This window comes from Flexivirga aerilata (genome assembly GCF_013002715.1).
GTDB lineage: Bacteria > Actinomycetota > Actinomycetes > Actinomycetales > Dermatophilaceae > Flexivirga > Flexivirga aerilata.
Map to the genome: position 1 here is coordinate 296,254 of NZ_JABENB010000001.1, position 19,496 is coordinate 315,749.

Sequence of the window (19,496 nt, forward strand, 5' to 3'; positions counted from 1 at the left end):
TCATCAAGGTGTGCCCAACTGCACACCTGACAATCGTCAGACGTGGCCGGAGGCCAGGTCGTGCGAGCGCTTGGCGGCGGCCTCCATGGCGGTGAGGAACGCCGCGCGCACCTTGTGGTCGTCGAGTTCGCGCAACGCCGCCATCGTCGTGCCGCCGGGGCTGGACACCTGCTCGCGCAGGACCGTCGGGTGTTCGCCGGTCTCCTTGAGCATGGTCGCGGCGCCATACAGCGTCTGCACGACGAGCTCGGTGGAGGTGCCGCGCGGCAGGCCGAGCAGCACACCGGCCTCGATCATCGCCTCGACCACGTAGAAGATGTATGCCGGTCCGCTGCCGCTGATCGCGGTCACCGCGTCCAGCTGGTCCTCCGACAGCGAGACGACCTTGCCGCAGCCGCGCATCAGGTCCTGCGCCTCCCACAGGTGGTGGGTCTCGCAGTGCGCGCCCGCGCTGACGGCGGTCATCCCCTCGTCGACGAGCGCAGGGGTGTTGGGCATCACGCGCGCGACTGGTGTGCCCTCGGGCAGGTGCTCCTCCAGGAACGCCGTGGTGATGCCTGCGGCGATCGACACCACCAGCGCGCCCGGCTTGAGGTGCTGGCCGACCTCGCGCAACAGCCCGGCCATGTCCTGCGGCTTGACCGCGATGACGACCGTCGTCGCGTCGGCAGCCGCCTCGGGCCCGGATCCGACTGACACCGAATACTTTTCGGCGATCGCCATCAGGCGCTCGGGACTGCGGTCGGCGACCACGATCTGCGAGGCGGGCCTGCCGGAGCGCAGCAGGCCCGACAGCAGCGCCTCGCCCATCACGCCTGCGCCGATCAGGGCGACGCGACGATCGGCGAATTCGCCTTGGCGTTCGGTGGTTTCGGCCATTGGTGTTACCCCTTCGTGGCGAGTGCTCGGAGGAAGAACATGGTGTTGGCGGGACGCTCCGCCATACGACGCATGAGGTAGCCGTACCACTCGTCGCCGTACGGCACGTAGACGCGCATCTGATTGCCGGCAGCGGCGATCCGGCGCTGCTCGTCGGGCCGGATGCCGAAAAGCATTTGGAATTCGTAGGATTCGGGCGCACGCAGCTGCTTGTCGGCGAGCGACCGGGCGATCTCGATGAGTCGCGGGTCGTGGCTGGCGGCCATCGGATAGCCGTCGCCCTCCATCAGCACCTTCAGGCATCGCACGTATGACGCGTCGACGTCGTGGCTTTCCTGGTAGGCCACGGACTCCGGCTCCTTGTAGGCGCCCTTGCAGAGCCGGATGCGGCTGCCCTGGCCGGCGAGATCCCGGCAGTCGGCCTCGGTGCGGTGCAGGTAGGCCTGCAGGACCGCGCCCACCCACGGGAAGTCGGCGCGCAGGTCGCGCACGATGCCGAGGGTCGAGTCGGTGGTGGTGTGGTCCTCCATGTCGATGGTGACCGTGGTGCCGGCCTTGGCGGCCGCCTCGCAGATCTGGCGGGCGTTGTCGAGCGCGATCTTCTCGCCGTCCTGCGGCAGGGCCTGCCCGACGGCGCTGAGCTTGACGCTCACCTCGGCGGCGCCGGCCTTGGTCAGGTCGCGGGTGTGCAACTCCTGCAGCAGCGTCAGGTAGGCGTCGCGGGTGCGGCTGGCCTGTGCGACGTCGAGGGTGTCCTCGCCGAGGAAGTCGATGGTCGCGAGGCGCCCGTCGCCGACCAGGTCGGCGACCGCCTGCACGCATTCGGCGGTGCCGTCGCCGGCGACGAAGCGACGCACGACGTCGCGGCTGACCGGCGCCTTCTCGATCACCTGGCGCACCGCTTTGCTGCGGCTGAGGCCGAGCAGTCCTTGTCGCAGTGCAGCGCTGGCGTCGATCACGGGGGGCTCCTTCTGGGATGCGTGCGCGCCCGGTCGGGAGTGTGACCTGGGCTACCGAGCAGCGTAGGCAGGCGGTCCGGCACGGCGTACATCGGCCGGTGAAATTCGCCTCGCGTGCGCGCCGTCCGTGCTCGCTGTCCGTGCGCGCCCTTCCTCGCCCGCGCCTTTCCTCGCACCGACCAACCCTGACGGTCGGATTCACGTTTGACGGTCGAATTCGACCGTCAAACGTCAATCGGACCGTCAGGGAACGCGCGGACCGCCGCCCAGCCAGCCGATCGTGTCGGTCCGGATCACCGGGTCGCCGGTCAGACTTCGCAGCGACCGCTCGACACCCGCGAGCGCACTGTCCCCGATCCGGCCGGCGATCTCGCGGTGGATCTCGTCGAAGGCGTCCGCCGACGCGGCGAGCAGATCGCGACCACGACGAGTGAGGGTCACCGTGCGACGCCGGCCGTCGCCCGGATCGACAGATCGCTGCAGGTAGCCGCGCTCCCCCAACTGCTCGAGCGTCTTGCCCGCGGCCTGCTTGCTGACCGCGAGAGCGCCCGCGAGCTCCACCGCCGACGAAGCACCCGCCGAAATCGCCTGCAAGGCATAGCCATCCGCAGGGCGCGCATCCGGGAACCCACGCTCGGCAAGCCGCCGGTGGAGCTCGTCGACGATCATCCGGTAGCCGGCGAAGAGCAGCATCGGCAGTTCATGCCCACGTCCGGGTTCGGTCATTCCCCCACGATAGACAATCGAGTTGTCTATATGGTCAACTGAGTTGTCTATTTACGTTGTGGAGGTGCCGCATGACCGACCCGTTCCGGCCGCTCGATCCCGCCGAGGCCGACCCACCCCTCTCCGAGACCTTGCGCGCAGTCGCGCTGCCGGGCGGCGGCCTGCCCGAGGCCGTCGCGCGAATGGCGCACTCACCCGTCACGCTGCAGACGTTCCTGGCCGCCAACGCGCGACTGCAGGAGTCGGTGCTCCCGCCATACGACCGTGAGGTGGTGATCCTGACGGTGGCGGTCCGCAACGGCTGCGAAGTCTGCATCACCATGCACAGCAACGCGTTTCGTCGACTCGGCGCCGACGACCACCAACTCCGCCAAGCGATCGGCGGCGCGGGCGTCGACAGCCGGATCGGCGCGCTCCGGAGCTTCACGCTCGCGATGATCGACCGCACCGGCGCCGTCACCGACGACGAGCGCGACGCGTTCCTGCGTGCCGGCTACTCGCCACGAGCCGCTCTGGAGGTGGCGCTGATCATCGGCACCTACACGATCTCGACGTTCGCCAACCGACTCACCCGCGCCTGACCTCAGTCGGCCGCGGCGGCGAAGTGCAGGCGGGCGAAGGCGAGCGCCTCGGCGAGGTCGAGCTCGCGTTGCTCCTGGGTGACTTTGCGGGTGCCGACCTCGAGCACGATGTCGCCGTCATAGCCGTCGCGGGCCAGCCGCTCGAGCACCTCGGCGCACGGCTGGCTGCCGCGACCCGGCACCAGGTGCTCGTCCTTGAACGACCCGGACCCGTCGGCGAGGTGGATGTGCGCCAGCCGGTCGCCGAGGGCCTCCTGCATCGCGAGCGCGTCGGAGCCGGCGGTCGCGGTGTGCGACAGGTCGAGCGTGACGTGGTCGTAGTCGATCTCGACGGGGTCCCAGCCGGGCAGGTAGGCCTGCATCTCGCGCTGGCGGGCCCGCCACGGGAACATGTTCTCGACCGCGATCCGCACGTCGGTCTCGGTGCCGCGCTGCTTGATCCCCTCGACGAAATCGGCGGCGTAGTCGCGCTGCCAGCGGAAGGGCGGGTGGACCACGACGGTGTCGGCCCCGACCTCCTCGGCGAGGTTGATGGAGTTGTCCACCTTCGGCCAGGGCTCGGTGCCCCAAATCCGTTGTGTCAGAAGAAGAGTCGGCGCATGGATCGAGACAACCGGTATGCCGTAGTGATCGACCAGCTTGCGCAGGGCGCCCGGCTCCTGGCTGACCGGGTCGGTCCAGACCATCACCTCGACGCCGTCGTAGCCGAGACGGTCGGCCATCGCGAACGCGTCGACGACGCCGAGGGGGTAGACCGAGGAGGTGGACAGCGCGATCCGCGCTTCCGGCACCTTCACCTTGGCGGCGTCCATCACGAATCCAGCCAGTCCAGCCGCCGCAGGATGACCCCCTCGCGCAGCGCCCACGGACACAGGTCGAGGCGCGGCACGTCGAAGATGTCCATGGCCGCGAGCACGACCATCGCGCCGGCGAGCAGTTGCCGGGACCGGCTCACCGAAACGCCTGGGAGCGTTGCGCGTTCGGCGGCAGTCATGGTCGCGAGGCGAGGCACCAGCTCGCGCAGCGCCTCCCGGTCGAGAGAGCGCTCGACATAGGGGCCCTCGCCGCTCGGCGCCGCCCCGGTGACGCGCGCCAGCGAGCGGATCGTCTTGCTGGTGCCGACGTAACGATCGGGGGTGCCGACCTTGGTGACGTCGCGGGCGACGCGGGCGATGTCGGAGCGGATCTGTTTGCGCAGCACCTTGAGGTCGGCGCGGTCCGGCGGGTCGCCGGGCAGGTCGCGGGTGAGCCGGCCCGCACCCAGCGGCAGGCTGAGCGCGACGTCCGGCTCCTCGTCGATGCCGGCCGCGAACTCCAGCGATCCGCCGCCGATGTCGACCACGAGCATTCGACCCGCCGACCAGCCGAACCAGCGGCGTACGGCGAGAAACGTCAGCCGCGACTCCTCCGGCCCGCTCAGCACCTGCAGATCCACGCCGGTGCGTTCGCGCACCGCGGCGAGCACCGCCTCGCCGTTCGGGGCCTCACGGATCGCGCTGGTGGCGAAGGCGAGCAGGTCCTCGATGCCCTGGTCCTCGGCGATCGTCAGGCACTCGCCGACAAAGCCGATCAGCCGCTCGACGCCCTCGCGGGCGATCGATCCGTCGGCGGTGGTGTGCTCCGACAGCCGCAGTTCGCGCTTGTGGGAGCTGGCCGGCAGCGGGTGCGCGCCACGGTGGGCGTCGACCACGAGCAGGTGCACCGTGTTGGAGCCAACGTCGATCACCCCGAGCCGCATGCCGCCAACGCTAGTGCACGCGGCCGCCGCGGCAGTGCAGTCGTCCGCGACCGCCCCGCAACACTGCGAGCAACACGGCGGGCAACCGTCGCGCCGTCGGCACGCTCGAACTCGCCACCTACCATGGCGCCCGTGGCCGAGACACCGCTGGAGATTGCCCGCACCTGGGTCGAGTTCGACAACCCCGACGACCCGGCGGAACGCTTCCGATGCGACCTGACCTGGCTCACCTCGTCGTGGACGTGCATCTTCGGCGCCGGCTGCCAGGGCATCTACGCCGACGCCCCTGACGTCGGCTGCTGCACCCTGGGCGCCCACTTCGCCGACAAGGACGACCTGAAGAACATCAAGAAGGTCGTCGCCGAACTCGGTGAGGACGAGTGGCAGTACTACGACGAGGGCCACAGCAAGGCCGGCTGGCGCGAGAAGGAGGACGGCGACTGGAAGACCCGCGTGGTCGACGGCGCCTGCATCTTCCACAACCGCCCCGGCTTCCCGGCCGGCACCGGCTGCGCGCTGCACCAGCACGCGATGCTCACCGGTGTGCCGCCGCACACGATCAAACCGGAGGTCTGCTGGCAGCTGCCGATCCGCCGCACCTTCCGCACCGTCGAGCTCAACGACGAGACGTCCTACCTCGAGATCTCGATCGGCGAGTACGACCGCCGCGGCTGGGGGCCGGGCGGACACGACCTCGACTGGTATTGCTCCGGCAATCCCGAGGCGCACGTGGGGGTTTCGCCGGTCTACGTGTCCAACGAGGGCGAGTTGCGTCACCTCATGGGCGATGCGGCGTATGACGAATTGGCGATCCGCTGCGAGGCGCATCTGCTGCAAGCCACCGCGCTGCGCGAGGCGGGCCGTGGCGCCCGCAAGCTGCTGCCGCTCTTCGTGCACCCGGCCACCCTGGCTGCTGAGGAGGCCGCCGACGCCGCGGCTGCCACCACGAAGAAGCCGCGGAAGAAGGCTCGATGACCCGGCCGCCGTCCTACGACCCGATCCCGTCGCCGAACATCTGGGAACACCCCGACACCTACGAGATCGAGAACCGTGGCGTCGACCCCGACGGCCTGCTCTGGGCGGCGATGCGCCAGGTGCGCGACTGGGCGGGGGCCGACGTGCTCGACATCGGCTGCGGGTCCGGCTATCACTTGCCCTACTTCGCACGCACCGCGCGCCGGGTGATCGGCGTCGAACCGCACGAGCCCCTCACCCGTGCCGCGCAGTCACGGGTGCGCGGTCTCGGCCTCGCCGAGGACCTCGTCGACGTGCGGCTCGGCGCGGCGGAGGCCCTTCCGGTGGAAGATGATTCGGTCGACGTGGCGCACGCCCGGTGGTCCTACTTCTTCGGCGGCGGGTGCGAACCGGGCCTGGCGGAGCTGCAGCGGGTGATGCGGCCGGGCGGCGTCGCGTTCGTGATCGACAACGACGCGTCGCGGTCGACATTCGGAGAGTGGTTCCGCGCGGAGCTGCCGGCATACGACCCGGTGGGTGTCGAACGCTTCTGGCAGCGGCAGGGGTTCACCTCGACGCCGGTGACGATGCGGTGGGCGTTCGACACCCGCGCCGACTTCGAGTCGGTGGTGCGCATCGAGTTCACCCCCGATCACGCAGACCGCATCCTCGCCGAACACGAAGGCACCGGAGTCGATTACGCGGTCTTCGTGCGGTCGAAGACCTACTGAGACAAGACCTACGAAGAGACCGGCAACGCGATCGCCCTCGTCGCGGCGTGCACGTCGCGCACCTCGATCACCCGCATGCCCGCCGGCGCACTCTCGGTGCCGAGCGACCCGGCCGGGATGATCGCGCGCTTGAAGCCGATGCGGGCCGCCTCGGCCAGTCGCCGCGGCACTCCCCCGACGCCGCGGACGTCACCGGCGAGGCCGACCTCGCCGACCGCGAGCAGGCCGGGCGGCAGCGGTCGGCCTTCCTTCGCCGACGCGAGCGCCAGCGCGATCGCCAGGTCCGCTGCCGGCTCGGACAGTTTGGCGCCGCCGACTGTCGAGACGTAGCAGTCGTCGTTGCGCAGTGCGACACCCGCGCGGCGGTCGAGCACGGCCAGGATCATCGCGGTGCGCGAGCTGTCCACCCCGTTCGTCGTACGCCGGGCCGACCCGCCGTTGCCCGGCACCAGCAGTGCCTGCACCTCCGTCACGAGCGGCCGGCGGCCCTCCAGCGTCACGCTCACGCAGGTGCCCGGCACCGGCTCATCCATGCGGGAGAGGAACAGCCCGCTCGGGTCCGGCAGACCGACGATGCCGAGCTCGGACAGGTCGAAACAACCGACCTCGTCGGTCGGGCCGTAGCGGTTCTTGACCGCGCGCACCAGCCGCAGCCGGGAGTGACGCTCCCCCTCGAACTGCACGACGACGTCGACCAGGTGCTCGAGCACCCGCGGTCCCGCGATCGAGCCGTCCTTGGTGACGTGCCCGACCAGCAGCGTCCCGATGCCGTGCCGCTTGGCGACCTGCAGGATCGCCGCGGCGACCTCGCGCACCTGGCTGACATTGCCGGGTGCGCCGTCGATCTCCGCCGAGGCGATCGTCTGCACCGAGTCGACGATCAGCGGCTCCGGCTCGACCCGGTCGATCTGGGCGAGCACGGTCGCCAGATCGGTCTCGCTCGCCAGATAGAGATCGCGAGCGAGAGCCTCGATGCGCTCACCCCGCAGCCGCACCTGCGCGGCCGACTCCTCGCCGCTGACGTAGAGCACGCGCTTGCCGGCGCGGGCGGCCCGCGCGGCGACGTCGAGCAGCAGCGTCGACTTGCCGATGCCCGGCTCCCCTGCCACCAGCACCACGCCACCGGGCACCAGCCCGCCGCCGAGGACGCGGTCGAACTCACCGACGCCGGTCGGCTGCGCCTCCGCGCGGGTCGCGTCGACCTCCCCGATCGGTCGGGCGGGGCGCTCGACGGTCGCCGCCGGGGCGGTGCGCACCCGGGTCTGGCCGACCTCCGTGACCGTCCCCCAGGCCTGGCACTCACCGCAGCGCCCGACCCACTTCACCGCCTGCCAGCCGCACTCGGTGCAGCGGTAGGTCGGGGCCGGTGCCTTCTTGCGCGCGGTGGTAGCCATGGAGGACAAGATATTTCGACGCACCGACAACACCGACAACGCCGAGCGGCGCGCCCCCGGCGACGGGATACCGGTCGCAACACTTCAATACACTGACCTGCGTGAACCGATCCGACGAGTCCGACGAGGACCTGCTGCGCGACACCCTGGCGGCTGTTGCGCCGGGCACCGACCTGCGCGACGCGCTCGAGCGCATCCTGCGCGGCCGCACCGGAGCGCTGATCGTGATCGGTCATGACCCGGTCGTCGAGCAGATGTCGACCGGCGGCTTCCCGATGGACATCGAGTTCTCGGCGACCCGGGTGCGCGAGCTCGCCAAGATGGACGGCGCGATCGTGCTCAACAACGACGGGACCCGCATCCTGCGCGCCGCGACCCAGTTGGTGCCCGATCCGTCCATCGAGACGCGCGAGTCCGGCACCCGCCACCGCACCGCCGAGCGGGTCGCGAAACAGACTGGCTTCCCGGTGGTTTCGGTGAGTCAGTCGATGCACATCAGCGCGCTCTATGTCGGCAACCTGCGGCACGTCATCGAGGGCTCCAACGCGATCATGTCGCGCGCCAACCAGGCCCTGCAGACGCTCGAGCGCTACAAGTCGCGGCTCGACGAGGTGACCGGCACGCTGTCGGCGCTCGAGATCGAGGACCTCGTGACTGTGCGCGACGTCGCCAGCGTGCTGCAGCGGCTGGAGATGGTGCGGCGCATCAGCGAGGAGATCAGCGAGTATGTCGTGGAGCTCGGCGTCGACGGCCGGCTCATCTCACTGCAGCTCGACGAACTCGTCGGCGGTCTCACCGACGACCGGGAGCTCGTGGTGCGCGACTACGTCGACGCCACCCGCTCCGAGCTGACCGTCGAGGAGACCCTCGAACGACTCGGCGCGATGAGCGCGACCGACCTGCTCGACCTCGCCGCCGGCGCGCGAGCGGCCGGCTTCAACGTGATCGGCGACGCGCTCGACATGTCGGTGAGCCCGCGCGGCTACCGGCTGCTCACGAAGGTGCCCCGCCTGCCCGCCACGATCGTCGACCGGCTGGTCGATCACTTCAGCACGCTGCAGAAGCTCCTGGCCGCCGACTTCGACGACCTGATGGCGGTCGACGGCGTCGGCGAGAGCCGCGCGCGAGCCGTCCGCGAGGGCCTCTCCCGCCTGGCGGAGAGCAGCATCCTCGAGCGATACGTCTGAGCCACAACACTTTTCGAGCCCCGATGAGCGACCTCAGCGCGCTGCACGACACCATCCTCACTTGGTATGCCGCACAAGCACGCGATCTGCCGTGGCGCCGGTCGCCGGAGGCCTGGCCCTGGCCGGAGGTCGACCGCCCGTGGGCGGTGCTGGTCTCGGAGGTGATGCTCCAGCAGACCCCGGTCGTGCGCGTGGAGCCGGTCTGGCACGAGTGGATGCGGCGCTGGCCGACGCCCGCGGCTCTCGCGGCGGCCGCGCCCGGCGACGCAGTGCGCGAGTGGGGGCGCCTCGGCTACCCCCGCAGGGCGCTGCGACTGCACGCCGCCGCGACCGCGATCGCGCAAGAGCACGGCGGCGTCATACCGGCCAATCTTGAGGATTTGCAGGCACTTCCGGGCATCGGCACCTACACGGCAGCGGCTGTCGGCGCGTTCGCCTTCGGCATCCGGTCGGCGGTCGTCGACGTCAACGTCCGCCGGGTGGAGGCGCGCCTGGTCACCGGTGCCGAGCATCCAGCTCCCAGCCTGAGCGCTGCCGAGACCCGGCTCGCGGAGGAGCTGCTGCCCGCCGGCGACCGCGAAGCCGCCACCTGGAACGTCGCGGTGATGGAGCTCGGCGCACTGGTCTGCAAGGCGAAAACGCCACAGTGCGAACGCTGCCCGGTCCTCGATGCATGCGCCTGGGTGCTCGCGGGACGGCCGGCGCACGACGGTCCGCGCAAGCGGGTGCAGAAGTGGGCCGGCACCGACCGGCAGGTGCGCGGCAAGCTGCTGCACGTGCTGCGCGACGCGAGCGGCCCGGTGCCACGCAGCAAGCTCGATGTGGTGTGGCCCGACGCTGCGCAACGCGACCGGTGCCTCGCCTCCCTCATCGAGGACGGACTGGTCGAACCCCTTGCGCGCGAACGGTTTCGGCTGCCTGCCTGAGCTCAGCCCTTGGGCAGCGGCTTGACCGCGGTCAGCCCGAGGCCGTCAAGCACCTCCTGGAGCACCTGCGCCGGGTTGCCCCGCGCCTCGACGACGACACCCGGCTCGCCGGCCTGCAACGGCTCGAGCGTGGCGAGTTGCGACGGCAGCAGCGACGGCGGCATGTAATGGCCGGTGCGCTGGGCGAGCCGCTCCTTCAGCACGTCCTCGGGGACGTCGACGTGGCAGAAGCGCACATTGGGTCGCCCCTCGCGCAACAGGTCGCGGTAGACCCGCTTCAGCGCCGAGCAGGTCACCACCGCGCTGCGGCCGTCGCTCTCGTGCTCGTCGATCCAGGTGCCGATCGCGCGCAGCCACGGCCAGCGGTCCTCGTCGGTCAGCGGGATGCCGGCGGCCATCTTGTCGACGTTGGCCTGCGGGTGGAAGTCGTCACCCTCGGCGAACAGCCAGTCCATGACCTGCGCGATGCCCTTGGCCACCGTTGTCTTGCCGGACCCGGACACGCCCATCACGATCACGAACTGCGAACTCGCCGTGGTTTCAGTCATGACGGCCACCATAATCCAGGCCGATCGTCGATCGGGTGTTGCCATCGGTCTTGCGAGCGGGTAAGTTCTCGCGTTTGTGCCCGTGGTCGCGCTCCACCCGTACATCCGTCTCCTGAAAGCCGGCTTCCGGCAGCAATCGGCATACCGTCTTGCCGCCTTCGGCGGGCTGGTCGCCAACCTCACCTTCGGCTTCCTCAAGGTCGCCATGCTCTTCGCCACCGTCCGCGCGGGCGGCGGCACCGTGCAGGGCTACGACATCGGCTCGATGAGCGCCTACATCTGGATCTCCCAGGGTCTGCTCGGGTCGATCAACCTCTCCGGCCGCATCGACCTGGCCGACCGCATCCGCACCGGCGACGTCGCCGTCGACTTCCTCCGGCCGCTCGACGTGCAAGTCGGCACGATCGTCACCGAGGTCGGCCGGGCGTTGTTCGCGCTGATCCCGCGGGGGTTGCCGAGCGTCGCCATCGGTGCGCTCACGGTCGGTATGACGATGCCCACGACTCCCGGGCCCTACCTGCTCGGCGCGGTGAGCCTGGTCACCGGCATCACCATCTCGTTCGCGACGGTCTACCTCGTCGCAGTCGCCGGCTTCTGGCTGATCGAGACCCGCGGCATCCAGATCCTCTACATGGTGCTGTCGGGGTTCTTCGCCGGGCTCTTCGTGCCGATCTCGCTCTTCCCCACCTGGCTGCTGGTCGTCGCCGAGGCGACGCCGTTTCCGTCGATGATGATGTATCCGATCGACATCCTGACCGGCCGCGTCACCGGATGGGCCTCTGCCGGCTTGTTTCTCGTGCAGCTCGGCTGGCTCGCGGCGATGCTGCTGGTGGGTCGCCTGCTGACGCTCGCCGGCCGGCGCAAGCTGGAGGTGCAGGGCGGATGAGCGGGAATCTCCACCAGACAAGTGATGCCTCCAAGACCTCCCGGGCCGACCAGGCACCGGGGCGCCTTGCGGCATACCGCGCGGTGCTCGCCTCGCGCATGCGGGCGCAGCGCAGCTATCGCAGCAACTTCGTGATCGACCTGATCAGCTCGGGTCTGGTCGGGCTCATCGAGCTGGCCGAGGTGTGGCTGCTCTTCCACCAGGTGGGGCTGCTCGGCGGCCTCACCTTCGAGCAGGTGCTGCTGGTCTTCGGCATCGGCGACCTGTGCTTCTCCCTGGCCGACCTTTTCGTCGGGCACCTCGACAACATCCCGACCTACATCCGCAAGGGCACGCTCGACGTCTTCTACCTGCGGCCGCAGCCGCTGCTGCTGCAACTGATGACGAGCGACATCTCGTTGCGGCGTCTCACCCGCGCCGCGATCGGCCTGGCCTCCATCGTGATTGCGTTGAGCATCAACCCGATTCAGTGGTCGCCGGCCAAGGTCGCGCTGCTCGCACTGACGATCGTCTGCGGGCTGGTCACCTACGCCTCGCTCTACGTGTGGGCGGCCGGCGTGCAGTTCTTCATGGTCAACGGAGCGGAGTTCACCAACGCGTTCGTGTATGGCGGGCGCTACGCCTCGACCCAGCCCGCGGCGGTCTGGTCGGCACCGCTGAAGGTGCTCTTCGGTTTCGTCTTCCCGGTGGCACTCGTGGCCTACGTGCCCACTCTGCGACTGCTCGACCTGCCCGGACCCGCCGGCTTCCCGACCTGGCTCGCGTGGTGCACCCCCCCTCGCGGCGCTGTGGATGGCGGGCTTCGGCCTGACGATGTGGCGCTTCGGCGTACGGCACTACCAAGGAGGGGGCGGCTGACATGGACTCGGTTGTCGAAACACACGGTCTGACAAGGGAATTCGTCCGCCGCGGTAAGGGCGCGAAGCTGCTGACCCGGTCCGCGCTGCGAGCGGTGGACGACCTCAGCATCACCATCGCACCGGGCGACTCCGTGGGCTACATCGGCGCGAACGGCGCCGGCAAGTCCACCACGATCAAGATGCTGGTCGGCATCCTGGTGCCGACCAGCGGCACGGTGCGCACCTGCGGCCTCGACCCGCTGAAGCAGCGTCGCGAGCTCGCCGCGCGCGTCGGCGTCGTCTTCGGCCAGCGGTCGCAGCTGTGGTGGGACCTGCCGGTGCGCGAGTCGTTCGAGATCCTCTCCGCGATCCACCGGTTGCCGCCGAGCCGCTCCCGCGCCCGCACCGACGAACTCGTCGACCGTCTCGAGCTCGGGGAGTTTCTCGCCACCCCGGTGCGACAGCTCTCGCTCGGCCAGCGGATGCGGGCCGAGGTCGCGGCCGCGCTGCTGCACCAGCCGCAGCTGGTGATCCTCGACGAGCCCACGATCGGCCTGGACGTGTTGTCCAAGCAGCGGTTGCGAGAGTTCCTGATCGGGGAGCGGCGGTCGCACGGGACGACGCTGCTGCTCACCACCCACGACATGGGCGACATCGAGCGTCTCTGCGACCGGGTGCTGGTGGTCGACCACGGGCGGGTGGTGCACGACGGCGACCTCGACGGGCTGGCCCGTGCGGCCGGCGCCGGCCGCACACTGGTGGTCGACCTGACCGGTGCGACGCCGGACCTGACCGGCATACCCCACACGACCCATGTGAGCAGTGAGGTCGACGGCGCCCGGCAGCGGCTGGGTTTCGACTCCGAGTCCACGACCGCCGCAGCCGTGCTGGCGGCGGTCAGCGAGCGCGCCGAAGTGCGGGACCTGTCGATCGAGGAACCGGACATCGAGGACGTCGTACGACGCATCTATCGCGCACGTCGCTGACCGCCAAAAGCCCCGCGATTGCAGCGTTTTCGCCGGCCTCATCCGATCGGGTGACCGGCTACTGATCGGTCGCTTAGTTCATCGATCAGCTAAACTCAATGGCCGCACGACGAGATCCACCACCGAAATCGAGGGTCTCTGGGAAGCGCCCGGCGGCCCCGATCTCACGGTTCCACGAGGTCAGAGCGAGGTTCGCGAGCAGGTCACCGGGCGGGCTCAGAGATCCTCGCCAACGATGTCTCGCGGCCCCGCCCTCAGGCGGAGCCGCGGGGCGAGGAGAACCGTGACCACGACTGTCGGCACTCGACCCGACCACGACGCGCCACTCACCCCGAAGGCGCGTCACTTCCTGCAACGACTGACGCTCGCCACCGGCGGCGGCATGTTCATCGACGGCTTCGTCTTCGCCACCTTCGCCTCGGCGATGGCCGGCAAGGCCAAGTCGGAGCTCGGCGTCAGCACGGTGTGGGAGAGCTGGATCTCCGCATCGGTGCTGATCGGCACCTTCTTCGGCGGCCTGCTGCTCGGCTACATCACCGACCGCATCGGCCGGAAGCCGATGTTCACCTTCGACCTGCTGCTGTTCAGCGTCTGCGCGCTGCTGCTGTTCTTCGTCACCGCGCCGTGGCAGGTGTTCGTGCTCGGCATACTCATGGGCCTGGCGGTGGGCGCCGACTACTCGATCGGCTCACCACTGCTCGGCGAGTTCGCCCAGCGCAAGACGCGCGGGCACTACCTGGGTTTGCTCGAGATCGGCTGGAACGTCGGCTACGTCATCGCCTACCTGATCGGTTACCTGATCAACACCTACGAGCCCGGCTGGTGGCGCATCATCCTCGGGATGAGCATCGTGCCGGCGGTGATCAGCCTGATCATCCGGCACGGCCTGCCGGAGTCGCCGCGCTGGCTGGTCAGCAAGGGCCGCACCGACGAGGCGGTGGCGATCTACCGCGACGAGCTCGACCTGCAAAACCCCGGCGACCTGCTCGACGAGCCGGAGCAGGAGACCCGCTGGACCGTGCTCTTCTCCAAGCAGTACATCCGGCGCACGCTCTTCGCGTCGTTGTCGTGGAGTGCGATCGTGATGCCCTACTTCGCGCTCACCTTCTTCGGGCCGGACATCCTCAAGTCACTCGGGATGGGCAGCGACTCCCTGCTCGGCGCGCTGCTCGGCACGATCATCGCGCTGATCGGCGCCGCCATCTCCTGGAAGCTGGTCGACCGGGTCGGGCGACGCATGGTCGTCATCTGGCCGATGTTCGGCTGCGCGATCGCGTTGTTCCTGGCCTCGATGTACATGCACCTGCCGATCATCTTCGGCATCGTCGCCTACTTCGGCTACCTGTTCTCCTACGGGATCATGAGCATCACCACCGGCATCTACCCGGAGGAGATCTTCCCCAGCTCGGTGCGCGCGTCCGGCGTCGGCCTCGCCAGCTCCATCAGCCGGATCGCCGCGGCGATCGGCACCTGGGGGCTGCCCTACGTGCGCGACGGCTTCGGGGTGTCGACGGTGCTGATCATCCTCGCGGTGGTGTCGGCGCTCGGTGGCGTGCTGTCCTACGCCTGGGCGCCGGAGACCAACGGCAAGGCGCTCACCGAGACCTCGCACGAGAACGACCCGCACACCTACCAGCGCAGGTCGCGCACCGCACAGCCGGCCTGACAGTCGTCCAACCAATGTGACGTTCGTCGCACCCGCCGGATCGACGATCCGCGTCGTGCGCTGAGTGCTGCGGCATACCCATCGGTAGCCGAAGCACGCCGCGCACGTCCGGCATTTTTAGGCCAGTTGACCAAGTGGTCACACGGGCACCTAGGCCTTTATGGTCGTTTCGTGGTCACCAGCCGGCCCCGCCGCCGTCCCGTTTCCCGCGCGCTCGCCGCCGGCAGCCTCGTGCTCGCCGCGGGCGGGCTGCTCAGCGGATGTGACATCGGCGACCGCGCCGAGGCGAAGACCCACTGGACCGAGGTCTCGACCCCTCCGGCCCCGACGACGACCACGGCGTCGACCAGCCCGCTGCGTGACCAGCCGGTCGATTCACCCGATGTCTGCGGGAGCGGCGCCGGCCTGCCCGTGCTGGTGATCAGTGGTTCGCTGACCTGTGCCGAGGCGCTGCGCGTGGTGCGTGAGAACGCCGGCCAGGTGCAGACGATGCAGCAGGAGCACCGGTCGGGCGGCGTCGGCGAGTGGCTGTGCGAACCGATCGGCCGGGCCGCGGTGGCCGCCTCGGCCAACCCGATCATCTGCTCGGCCCGCAACAGCACCGTGCAGATCGGCTGACGCACCACCTCCCCGAGACCGGGCGAGACCGGCCGGTCAGGCGGGGAAGGTCAGCAGCATGCGGTGGTTGCCGAGCGTGTTGGGCTTGACCCGATCGAGGTCGAGGAACTCCGCGACGCCCTCGTCATACGACTGCAGCATCTCGGCGTAGACGTCCGGGGTGACCGGGTCGCCGTCGATCTCGGCAAAGCCGTGCGCGGCGAAGAAGCCCACCTCGAAGGTGAGGCAGAAGACCCGCCGCACCGACAGGTCCCGCGCCCGCTCCAGCAGGGCGGCGAGCAGACTGCTGCCGATCCCCTGGCCCTTCTCGTCCGCGTCGACCGCGAGCGTGCGGACCTCCGCGACGTCCTCCCACATCACGTGCAGCGCCCCGCACCCGACGATGCGCCCGGCGCGCTCGACGACGAGGAACTCCTGCACACCCTCGTAATAGGCGACCACCGGCTTCGGCACGATCGCCCGCGCATCGACGTATGGCGCAACAAGCTCGCGGATGCCGCGCACGTCAGTGGCGCGGGCGGGCCGCATCGTCAGCTCCGGGTCCCTCACAATCGCGCAGCGTACTGAAGCCGCCGGCGACCCCATCCGGCCGCACCGATGACCGCACCGATGAGTTCGGCACGCGGGCACGGTCTACTTGGGCGCACCGCATCACCACCGACATCACATTCGACCTGGAGGGCACCATGAGCGACACCGGAATCCAGCAGTTCAGCCTCGTCTGCATCGTCACCCCCGAGCAGGACAAGGCGGTCGAGTTCTACGAGGGCCTCGGCTTCGAGAAGCGGGTCGACCAACCGTTCGGCGGCGGCTACCGCTGGATCGAGGTCTACCTGCCGGGCGGCGAGACCGGGGTGGCGCTCGCGCCGCCGCCGGAGGGGCACGAGTTCCAGCCGCAGAACACCGGCATCACGTTGACCACCAAGGACATCGACGCGACCTACGAGGCGATGAAGAAGCAGGGCGTCGACGTCGACGCCGAGATCATGCGCGGCGAGGGCCCGGTGCCGTCGCTGTTCTGGTTCCGCGACCCGTCCGGCCACACGCTGATGGTCGTGGAGTCCGAGTAGGGGCCCCGGCAAAAGTCGACCCTCGGCATACGAACACGCCGAGGATCACGGCTCACGCGGCGTGTTCGTATGCCGAGGGTCGAGAAACGCCGGTCGCAGGGCGGTCGAAACGCCGGTCGGAGAGCTGCCGACGGCGACCTAGAAGCGCCGGCATACGCAAAGGGTGGCCGGGCTGAAGAATCAGCCCGGCCACCCTTTCGTCGCGTATGCCGGTGGGACTTACTCCTTGCCGAGGTCCACGCCGCCGGCGGTCTCGACGGTCAGGCCGTCGGGCGCCTCCGGCTTGGGGCTACCGGTGAAGGTGAAGGTGGCTTCCTTGCCCTCGCCCTCGGTGTCGACCAGCACGATCTCGCCGGCACCCAGCTCGCCGTAGAGGATCTTCTCGGAGAGCGCGTCCTCGACCTCGCGCTGGATGGCGCGACGCAGCGGACGAGCTCCAAGGGCCGGGTCGTAACCGCGCTCGGCCAGCAGCTTCTTGGCCGCGGGCGTGAGCTCGATCGCCATGTCCTTGTCCTTGAGCCGGTTGTCCAGGTCGGCGATGCGCAGATCGACGATCTGCATGATCTCCTCCTGGGACAGCTGCGGGAAGACGATGGTGTCGTCGACGCGGTTGAGGAACTCAGGCCGGAAGTGCTGCTTGAGCTCGTCGTTGACCTTGGCCTTCATCTTCTCGTAGCCGGTCGCCGTGTCGTTGCCCGGCGCGAAGCCGAGCGTGACGCCCTTGGCGATGTCCCGGGTGCCGAGGTTGGTGGTCATGATGATCACGGTGTTCTTGAAGTCGACCACCCGGCCCTGGCTGTCGGTCAGGCGACCGTCCTCCAGGATCTGCAACAGCGAGTTGAAGATGTCCGGGTGCGCCTTCTCGACCTCGTCGAAGAGCACCACCGAGAACGGCTTGCGGCGCACCTTCTCGGTCAGCTGGCCACCCTCTTCGTAGCCGACATAACCGGGAGGCGAACCGAACAGCCGCGACACGGTGTGCTTCTCGGAGAACTCCGACATGTCGAGGGTGATCAGCGCGTCGTCGTCGCCGAAGAGGAACTCCGCGAGCGACTTGGCCAGCTCGGTCTTACCGACACCGGTGGGGCCGGCGAAGATGAACGAACCGCCCGGACGGCGCGGGTCCTTCAGCCCGGCGCGGGTGCGCCGGATCGCCTGGGACAGCGCCCTGATCGCGTCGTCGTTGCCGACGATGCGCTTGTGCAGCTCGTCCTCCATCCGCAGCAGGCGGCTGGACTCCTCCTCGGTCAGCTTGAAGACCGGGATGCCGGTGGACGCGGCGAGCACCTCGGCGATGAGCTCCTCGTCGACCTCGGCCACGACGTCGATGTCGCCGGCCTTCCACTCCTTCTCCCGTTGCGCCTTGGCGTTGATCAGCTTCTTCTCGTCGTCACGCAGCGAGGCGGCCTTCTCGAAGTCCTGCCCGTCGATCGCCGACTCCTTCTCGCGGCGGACGTGCGCGATCTTCTCGTCGAACTCGCGCAGGTCCGGCGGAGCGGTCATCCGGCGGATGCGCAGTCGCGCGCCCGCCTCGTCGATCAGGTCGATCGCCTTGTCCGGCAGGTGCCGGTCGTTGATGTAACGGTCGGCCATGTTGACCGCACCGACCAGAGCCGCGTCGGTGATCGTCACCCGGTGGTGCGCCTCGTAGCGGTCGCGCAGGCCCTTGAGGATCTCGATCGCGTGCGGGATCGTCGGCTCCTGCACCTGGATCGGCTGGAAGCGGCGCTCCAGCGCGGCGTCCTTCTCGATGTGCTTGCGGTATTCGTCGAGCGTGGTCGCACCGATCGTCTGCAGCTCGCCACGAGCCAGCATCGGCTTGAGGATCGACGCGGCGTCGATCGCGCCCTCGGCGGCACCCGCACCCACCAGGGTGTGGATCTCGTCGATGAACAGGATGATGTCGCCGCGGGTGCGGATCTCCTTGAGGACCTTGCGCAGCCGCTCCTCGAAGTCACCGCGGTAGCGGCTGCCCGCGACCAGCGAGCCGAGGTCGAGGGTGTAGAGCTGCTTGTCCTTCAGCGTCTCCGGCACCTCGCCGCGCACGATGTCCTGGGCCAGGCCCTCGACGACCGCGGTCTTGCCGACGCCGGGCTCACCGATCAGCACCGGGTTGTTCTTGGTGCGGCGGGAGAGCACCTGCATGACGCGCTCGATCTCCTGGTCGCGCATGATGACCGGGTCGAGCTTGCCCTCACGGGCGGCCTGGGTCAGGTTGCGGCCGAACTGGTCGAGCACCAGCGAGCCGGCGGGGGTGCCGCTCTCCTGGCCCGGCTGGCCGACGCCCGCGCCCTGGGGCTCCTTGCCCTGGTAGCCGGAGACCAACTGGATGACCTGCTGGCGGACCCGCGACAGGTCGGCGCCCATCTTGACCAGCACCTGCGCGGCGACGCCCTCACCCTCGCGGATCAGGCCGAGCAGGATGTGCTCGGTGCCGATGTAGCTGTGCCCCAGCTGCAGGCCCTCGCGCAGCGAGAGCTCCAGCACCTTCTTGGCGCGCGGGGTGAACGGGATGTGCCCCGACTGGGTCTGCTGGCTCGGGCCGATGATCTCCTGCACCTGCTCGCGCACCGCGTCGAGCGAGATGCCGAGGCTCTCCAGCGCCTTCGCGGCGACGCCCTCACCCTCGTGGATCAGGCCCAGGAGGATGTGCTCGGTGCCGATGTAGTTGTGGTTGAGCATGCGCGCCTCTTCCTGAGCGAGCACCACAACTCGCCGGGCGCGGTCTGTGAACCGTTCGAACATCTCAACTCCTGAAGGTAGCTGTCGCCACCATTGATGCTAATGCGCCGACCTGCAGGCGTTTGA

20 protein-coding genes are annotated in these 19,496 nt (G+C 69.3%); 11 read left to right on the forward strand and 9 right to left on the reverse strand.

The genetic code is table 11. The annotated features are described in order from the left end of the window. Positions 1-36: 36 nt before the first annotated feature. The 3 genes from proC to HJ588_RS01410 all read right to left on the reverse strand — a co-directional run bounded on the left by proC (position 37) and on the right by HJ588_RS01410 (position 2,564). The gene (gene proC / locus HJ588_RS01400; RefSeq protein WP_171151244.1) at positions 37-879 is read right to left on the reverse strand and encodes a pyrroline-5-carboxylate reductase; all 843 of its coding nucleotides are present in this window, start codon (positions 877-879) and stop codon (positions 37-39) included. Positions 880-884: 5 nt separating this feature from the next. Further along, positions 885-1,838, reverse strand: coding sequence for a proline dehydrogenase family protein (locus HJ588_RS01405; RefSeq protein WP_425483524.1), 954 nt, complete (start codon positions 1,836-1,838; stop codon positions 885-887). Positions 1,839-2,081: 243 nt separating this feature from the next. Then, positions 2,082-2,564, reverse strand: coding sequence for a MarR family winged helix-turn-helix transcriptional regulator (locus HJ588_RS01410; RefSeq protein ID WP_171151246.1), 483 nt, complete (start codon positions 2,562-2,564; stop codon positions 2,082-2,084). A gap of 71 nt (positions 2,565-2,635) precedes the next feature. Between HJ588_RS01410 and HJ588_RS01415 the strand changes: the two genes are divergently transcribed. Continuing rightward, on the forward strand, positions 2,636-3,145 hold the full coding sequence (locus tag HJ588_RS01415; RefSeq protein ID WP_171151248.1) for a carboxymuconolactone decarboxylase family protein: 510 nt from the start codon (positions 2,636-2,638) through the stop codon (positions 3,143-3,145). 2 nt (positions 3,146-3,147) lie between these two features. Here the strand turns inward: HJ588_RS01415 and HJ588_RS01420 are convergent, their stop codons facing one another. Together HJ588_RS01420 and HJ588_RS01425 are read right to left on the reverse strand one after the other, a co-directional pair. After that, the gene (locus HJ588_RS01420; protein WP_171151250.1) at positions 3,148-3,957 is read right to left on the reverse strand and encodes a sugar phosphate isomerase/epimerase family protein; all 810 of its coding nucleotides are present in this window, start codon (positions 3,955-3,957) and stop codon (positions 3,148-3,150) included. Continuing rightward, positions 3,957-4,883, reverse strand: a complete 927-nt coding sequence (locus tag HJ588_RS01425) for a Ppx/GppA family phosphatase (protein WP_171151251.1) — start codon at positions 4,881-4,883, stop codon at positions 3,957-3,959. Before HJ588_RS01425 ends, HJ588_RS01420 begins: the two co-directional genes overlap by 1 nt. A 132-nt stretch (positions 4,884-5,015) precedes the next feature. Here HJ588_RS01425 and HJ588_RS01430 point away from each other — a divergent pair, with 132 nt between their 5' ends. Continuing rightward, positions 5,016-5,858 carry a DUF3109 family protein gene (locus tag HJ588_RS01430; RefSeq protein WP_171151253.1) on the forward strand — a complete coding sequence of 281 codons (843 nt, stop codon included), beginning with the start codon at positions 5,016-5,018 and terminating at the stop codon, positions 5,856-5,858. After that, positions 5,855-6,568, forward strand: a complete 714-nt coding sequence (locus HJ588_RS01435; RefSeq protein ID WP_171151255.1) for a class I SAM-dependent methyltransferase — start codon at positions 5,855-5,857, stop codon at positions 6,566-6,568. The genes HJ588_RS01430 and HJ588_RS01435 overlap by 4 nt, the downstream gene beginning before the upstream one ends. An 8-nt stretch (positions 6,569-6,576) precedes the next feature. Here the strand turns inward: HJ588_RS01435 and radA are convergent, their stop codons facing one another. Beyond that, positions 6,577-7,962: a DNA repair protein RadA gene (gene radA, locus HJ588_RS01440; protein WP_171151257.1), complete on the reverse strand. Its 1,386-nt coding sequence runs from the start codon at positions 7,960-7,962 to the stop codon at positions 6,577-6,579. A gap of 101 nt (positions 7,963-8,063) precedes the next feature. Here radA and disA point away from each other — a divergent pair, with 101 nt between their 5' ends. Then, positions 8,064-9,149: a DNA integrity scanning diadenylate cyclase DisA gene (gene disA, locus HJ588_RS01445; RefSeq protein WP_171151259.1), complete on the forward strand. Its 1,086-nt coding sequence runs from the start codon at positions 8,064-8,066 to the stop codon at positions 9,147-9,149. Positions 9,150-9,172: 23 nt separating this feature from the next. Further along, positions 9,173-10,075: an HhH-GPD family protein gene (locus HJ588_RS01450; protein ID WP_171151261.1), complete on the forward strand. Its 903-nt coding sequence runs from the start codon at positions 9,173-9,175 to the stop codon at positions 10,073-10,075. Positions 10,076-10,077: 2 nt separating this feature from the next. Here the strand turns inward: HJ588_RS01450 and HJ588_RS01455 are convergent, their stop codons facing one another. Next, on the reverse strand, positions 10,078-10,623 hold the full coding sequence (locus tag HJ588_RS01455; RefSeq protein ID WP_171151263.1) for a gluconokinase: 546 nt from the start codon (positions 10,621-10,623) through the stop codon (positions 10,078-10,080). An 82-nt stretch (positions 10,624-10,705) separates the two neighbouring features. Between HJ588_RS01455 and HJ588_RS01460 the strand changes: the two genes are divergently transcribed. The 5 genes from HJ588_RS01460 (at position 10,706) to HJ588_RS01480 (ending at position 15,618) form a co-directional block, all read left to right on the forward strand. Continuing rightward, entirely contained in the window at positions 10,706-11,509 is an 804-nt protein-coding gene (locus tag HJ588_RS01460; RefSeq protein WP_171151265.1) for an ABC transporter permease, read from the forward strand. Next, positions 11,506-12,399 (forward strand): ABC transporter permease, encoded by an 894-nt coding sequence (locus HJ588_RS01465; RefSeq protein WP_246241737.1) that lies wholly within the window; start codon positions 11,506-11,508, stop codon positions 12,397-12,399. The genes HJ588_RS01460 and HJ588_RS01465 overlap by 4 nt, the downstream gene beginning before the upstream one ends. Then, positions 12,369-13,334 carry an ABC transporter ATP-binding protein gene (locus HJ588_RS01470; protein WP_171151267.1) on the forward strand — a complete coding sequence of 322 codons (966 nt, stop codon included), beginning with the start codon at positions 12,369-12,371 and terminating at the stop codon, positions 13,332-13,334. The genes HJ588_RS01465 and HJ588_RS01470 overlap by 31 nt, the downstream gene beginning before the upstream one ends. Positions 13,335-13,617: 283 nt before the next feature. Beyond that, entirely contained in the window at positions 13,618-15,000 is a 1,383-nt protein-coding gene (locus HJ588_RS01475) for an MFS transporter (protein WP_171151269.1), read from the forward strand. Between the two features lie 171 nt (positions 15,001-15,171). Next, on the forward strand, positions 15,172-15,618 hold the full coding sequence (locus tag HJ588_RS01480; RefSeq protein ID WP_171151271.1) for a hypothetical protein: 447 nt from the start codon (positions 15,172-15,174) through the stop codon (positions 15,616-15,618). Positions 15,619-15,654: 36 nt separating this feature from the next. Here HJ588_RS01480 and HJ588_RS01485 read toward each other — a convergent pair whose 3' ends face one another. Beyond that, complete coding sequence (locus HJ588_RS01485) at positions 15,655-16,146, reverse strand: amino-acid N-acetyltransferase (protein ID WP_246241849.1); 492 nt, start codon at positions 16,144-16,146, stop codon at positions 15,655-15,657. 158 nt (positions 16,147-16,304) lie between these two features. On the opposite strand from HJ588_RS01485, the gene HJ588_RS01490 reads away from it, so the two are divergent. Further along, complete coding sequence (locus tag HJ588_RS01490) at positions 16,305-16,688, forward strand: VOC family protein (protein ID WP_171151275.1); 384 nt, start codon at positions 16,305-16,307, stop codon at positions 16,686-16,688. Positions 16,689-16,907: 219 nt separating this feature from the next. Here the strand turns inward: HJ588_RS01490 and HJ588_RS01495 are convergent, their stop codons facing one another. After that, positions 16,908-19,433 carry an ATP-dependent Clp protease ATP-binding subunit gene (locus tag HJ588_RS01495; protein ID WP_171151277.1) on the reverse strand — a complete coding sequence of 842 codons (2,526 nt, stop codon included), beginning with the start codon at positions 19,431-19,433 and terminating at the stop codon, positions 16,908-16,910. Between the last annotated feature and the right edge of the window lie 63 nt (positions 19,434-19,496).

Coding starts and splice junctions, on each gene's coding strand:
- proC (WP_171151244.1), bottom strand. CDS start 879: ATGGCCGAAACCACCGAACGCCAAGGCGAATTCGCCGATCGTCGCGTC.
- HJ588_RS01435 (WP_171151255.1), top strand. CDS start 5,855: ATGACCCGGCCGCCGTCCTACGACCCGATCCCGTCGCCGAACATCTGG.
- HJ588_RS01450 (WP_171151261.1), top strand. CDS start 9,173: ATGAGCGACCTCAGCGCGCTGCACGACACCATCCTCACTTGGTATGCC.
- HJ588_RS01485 (WP_246241849.1), bottom strand. CDS start 16,146: ATGCGGCCCGCCCGCGCCACTGACGTGCGCGGCATCCGCGAGCTTGTT.
- HJ588_RS01490 (WP_171151275.1), top strand. CDS start 16,305: ATGAGCGACACCGGAATCCAGCAGTTCAGCCTCGTCTGCATCGTCACC.
- HJ588_RS01420 (WP_171151250.1), bottom strand. CDS start 3,957: ATGGACGCCGCCAAGGTGAAGGTGCCGGAAGCGCGGATCGCGCTGTCC.
- radA (WP_171151257.1), bottom strand. CDS start 7,962: ATGGCTACCACCGCGCGCAAGAAGGCACCGGCCCCGACCTACCGCTGC.
- HJ588_RS01465 (WP_246241737.1), top strand. CDS start 11,506: ATGAGCGGGAATCTCCACCAGACAAGTGATGCCTCCAAGACCTCCCGG.
- HJ588_RS01415 (WP_171151248.1), top strand. CDS start 2,636: ATGACCGACCCGTTCCGGCCGCTCGATCCCGCCGAGGCCGACCCACCC.
- HJ588_RS01470 (WP_171151267.1), top strand. CDS start 12,369: ATGGACTCGGTTGTCGAAACACACGGTCTGACAAGGGAATTCGTCCGC.
- HJ588_RS01425 (WP_171151251.1), bottom strand. CDS start 4,883: ATGCGGCTCGGGGTGATCGACGTTGGCTCCAACACGGTGCACCTGCTC.
- HJ588_RS01410 (WP_171151246.1), bottom strand. CDS start 2,564: ATGACCGAACCCGGACGTGGGCATGAACTGCCGATGCTGCTCTTCGCC.
- HJ588_RS01495 (WP_171151277.1), bottom strand. CDS start 19,433: ATGTTCGAACGGTTCACAGACCGCGCCCGGCGAGTTGTGGTGCTCGCT.
- HJ588_RS01455 (WP_171151263.1), bottom strand. CDS start 10,623: ATGACTGAAACCACGGCGAGTTCGCAGTTCGTGATCGTGATGGGCGTG.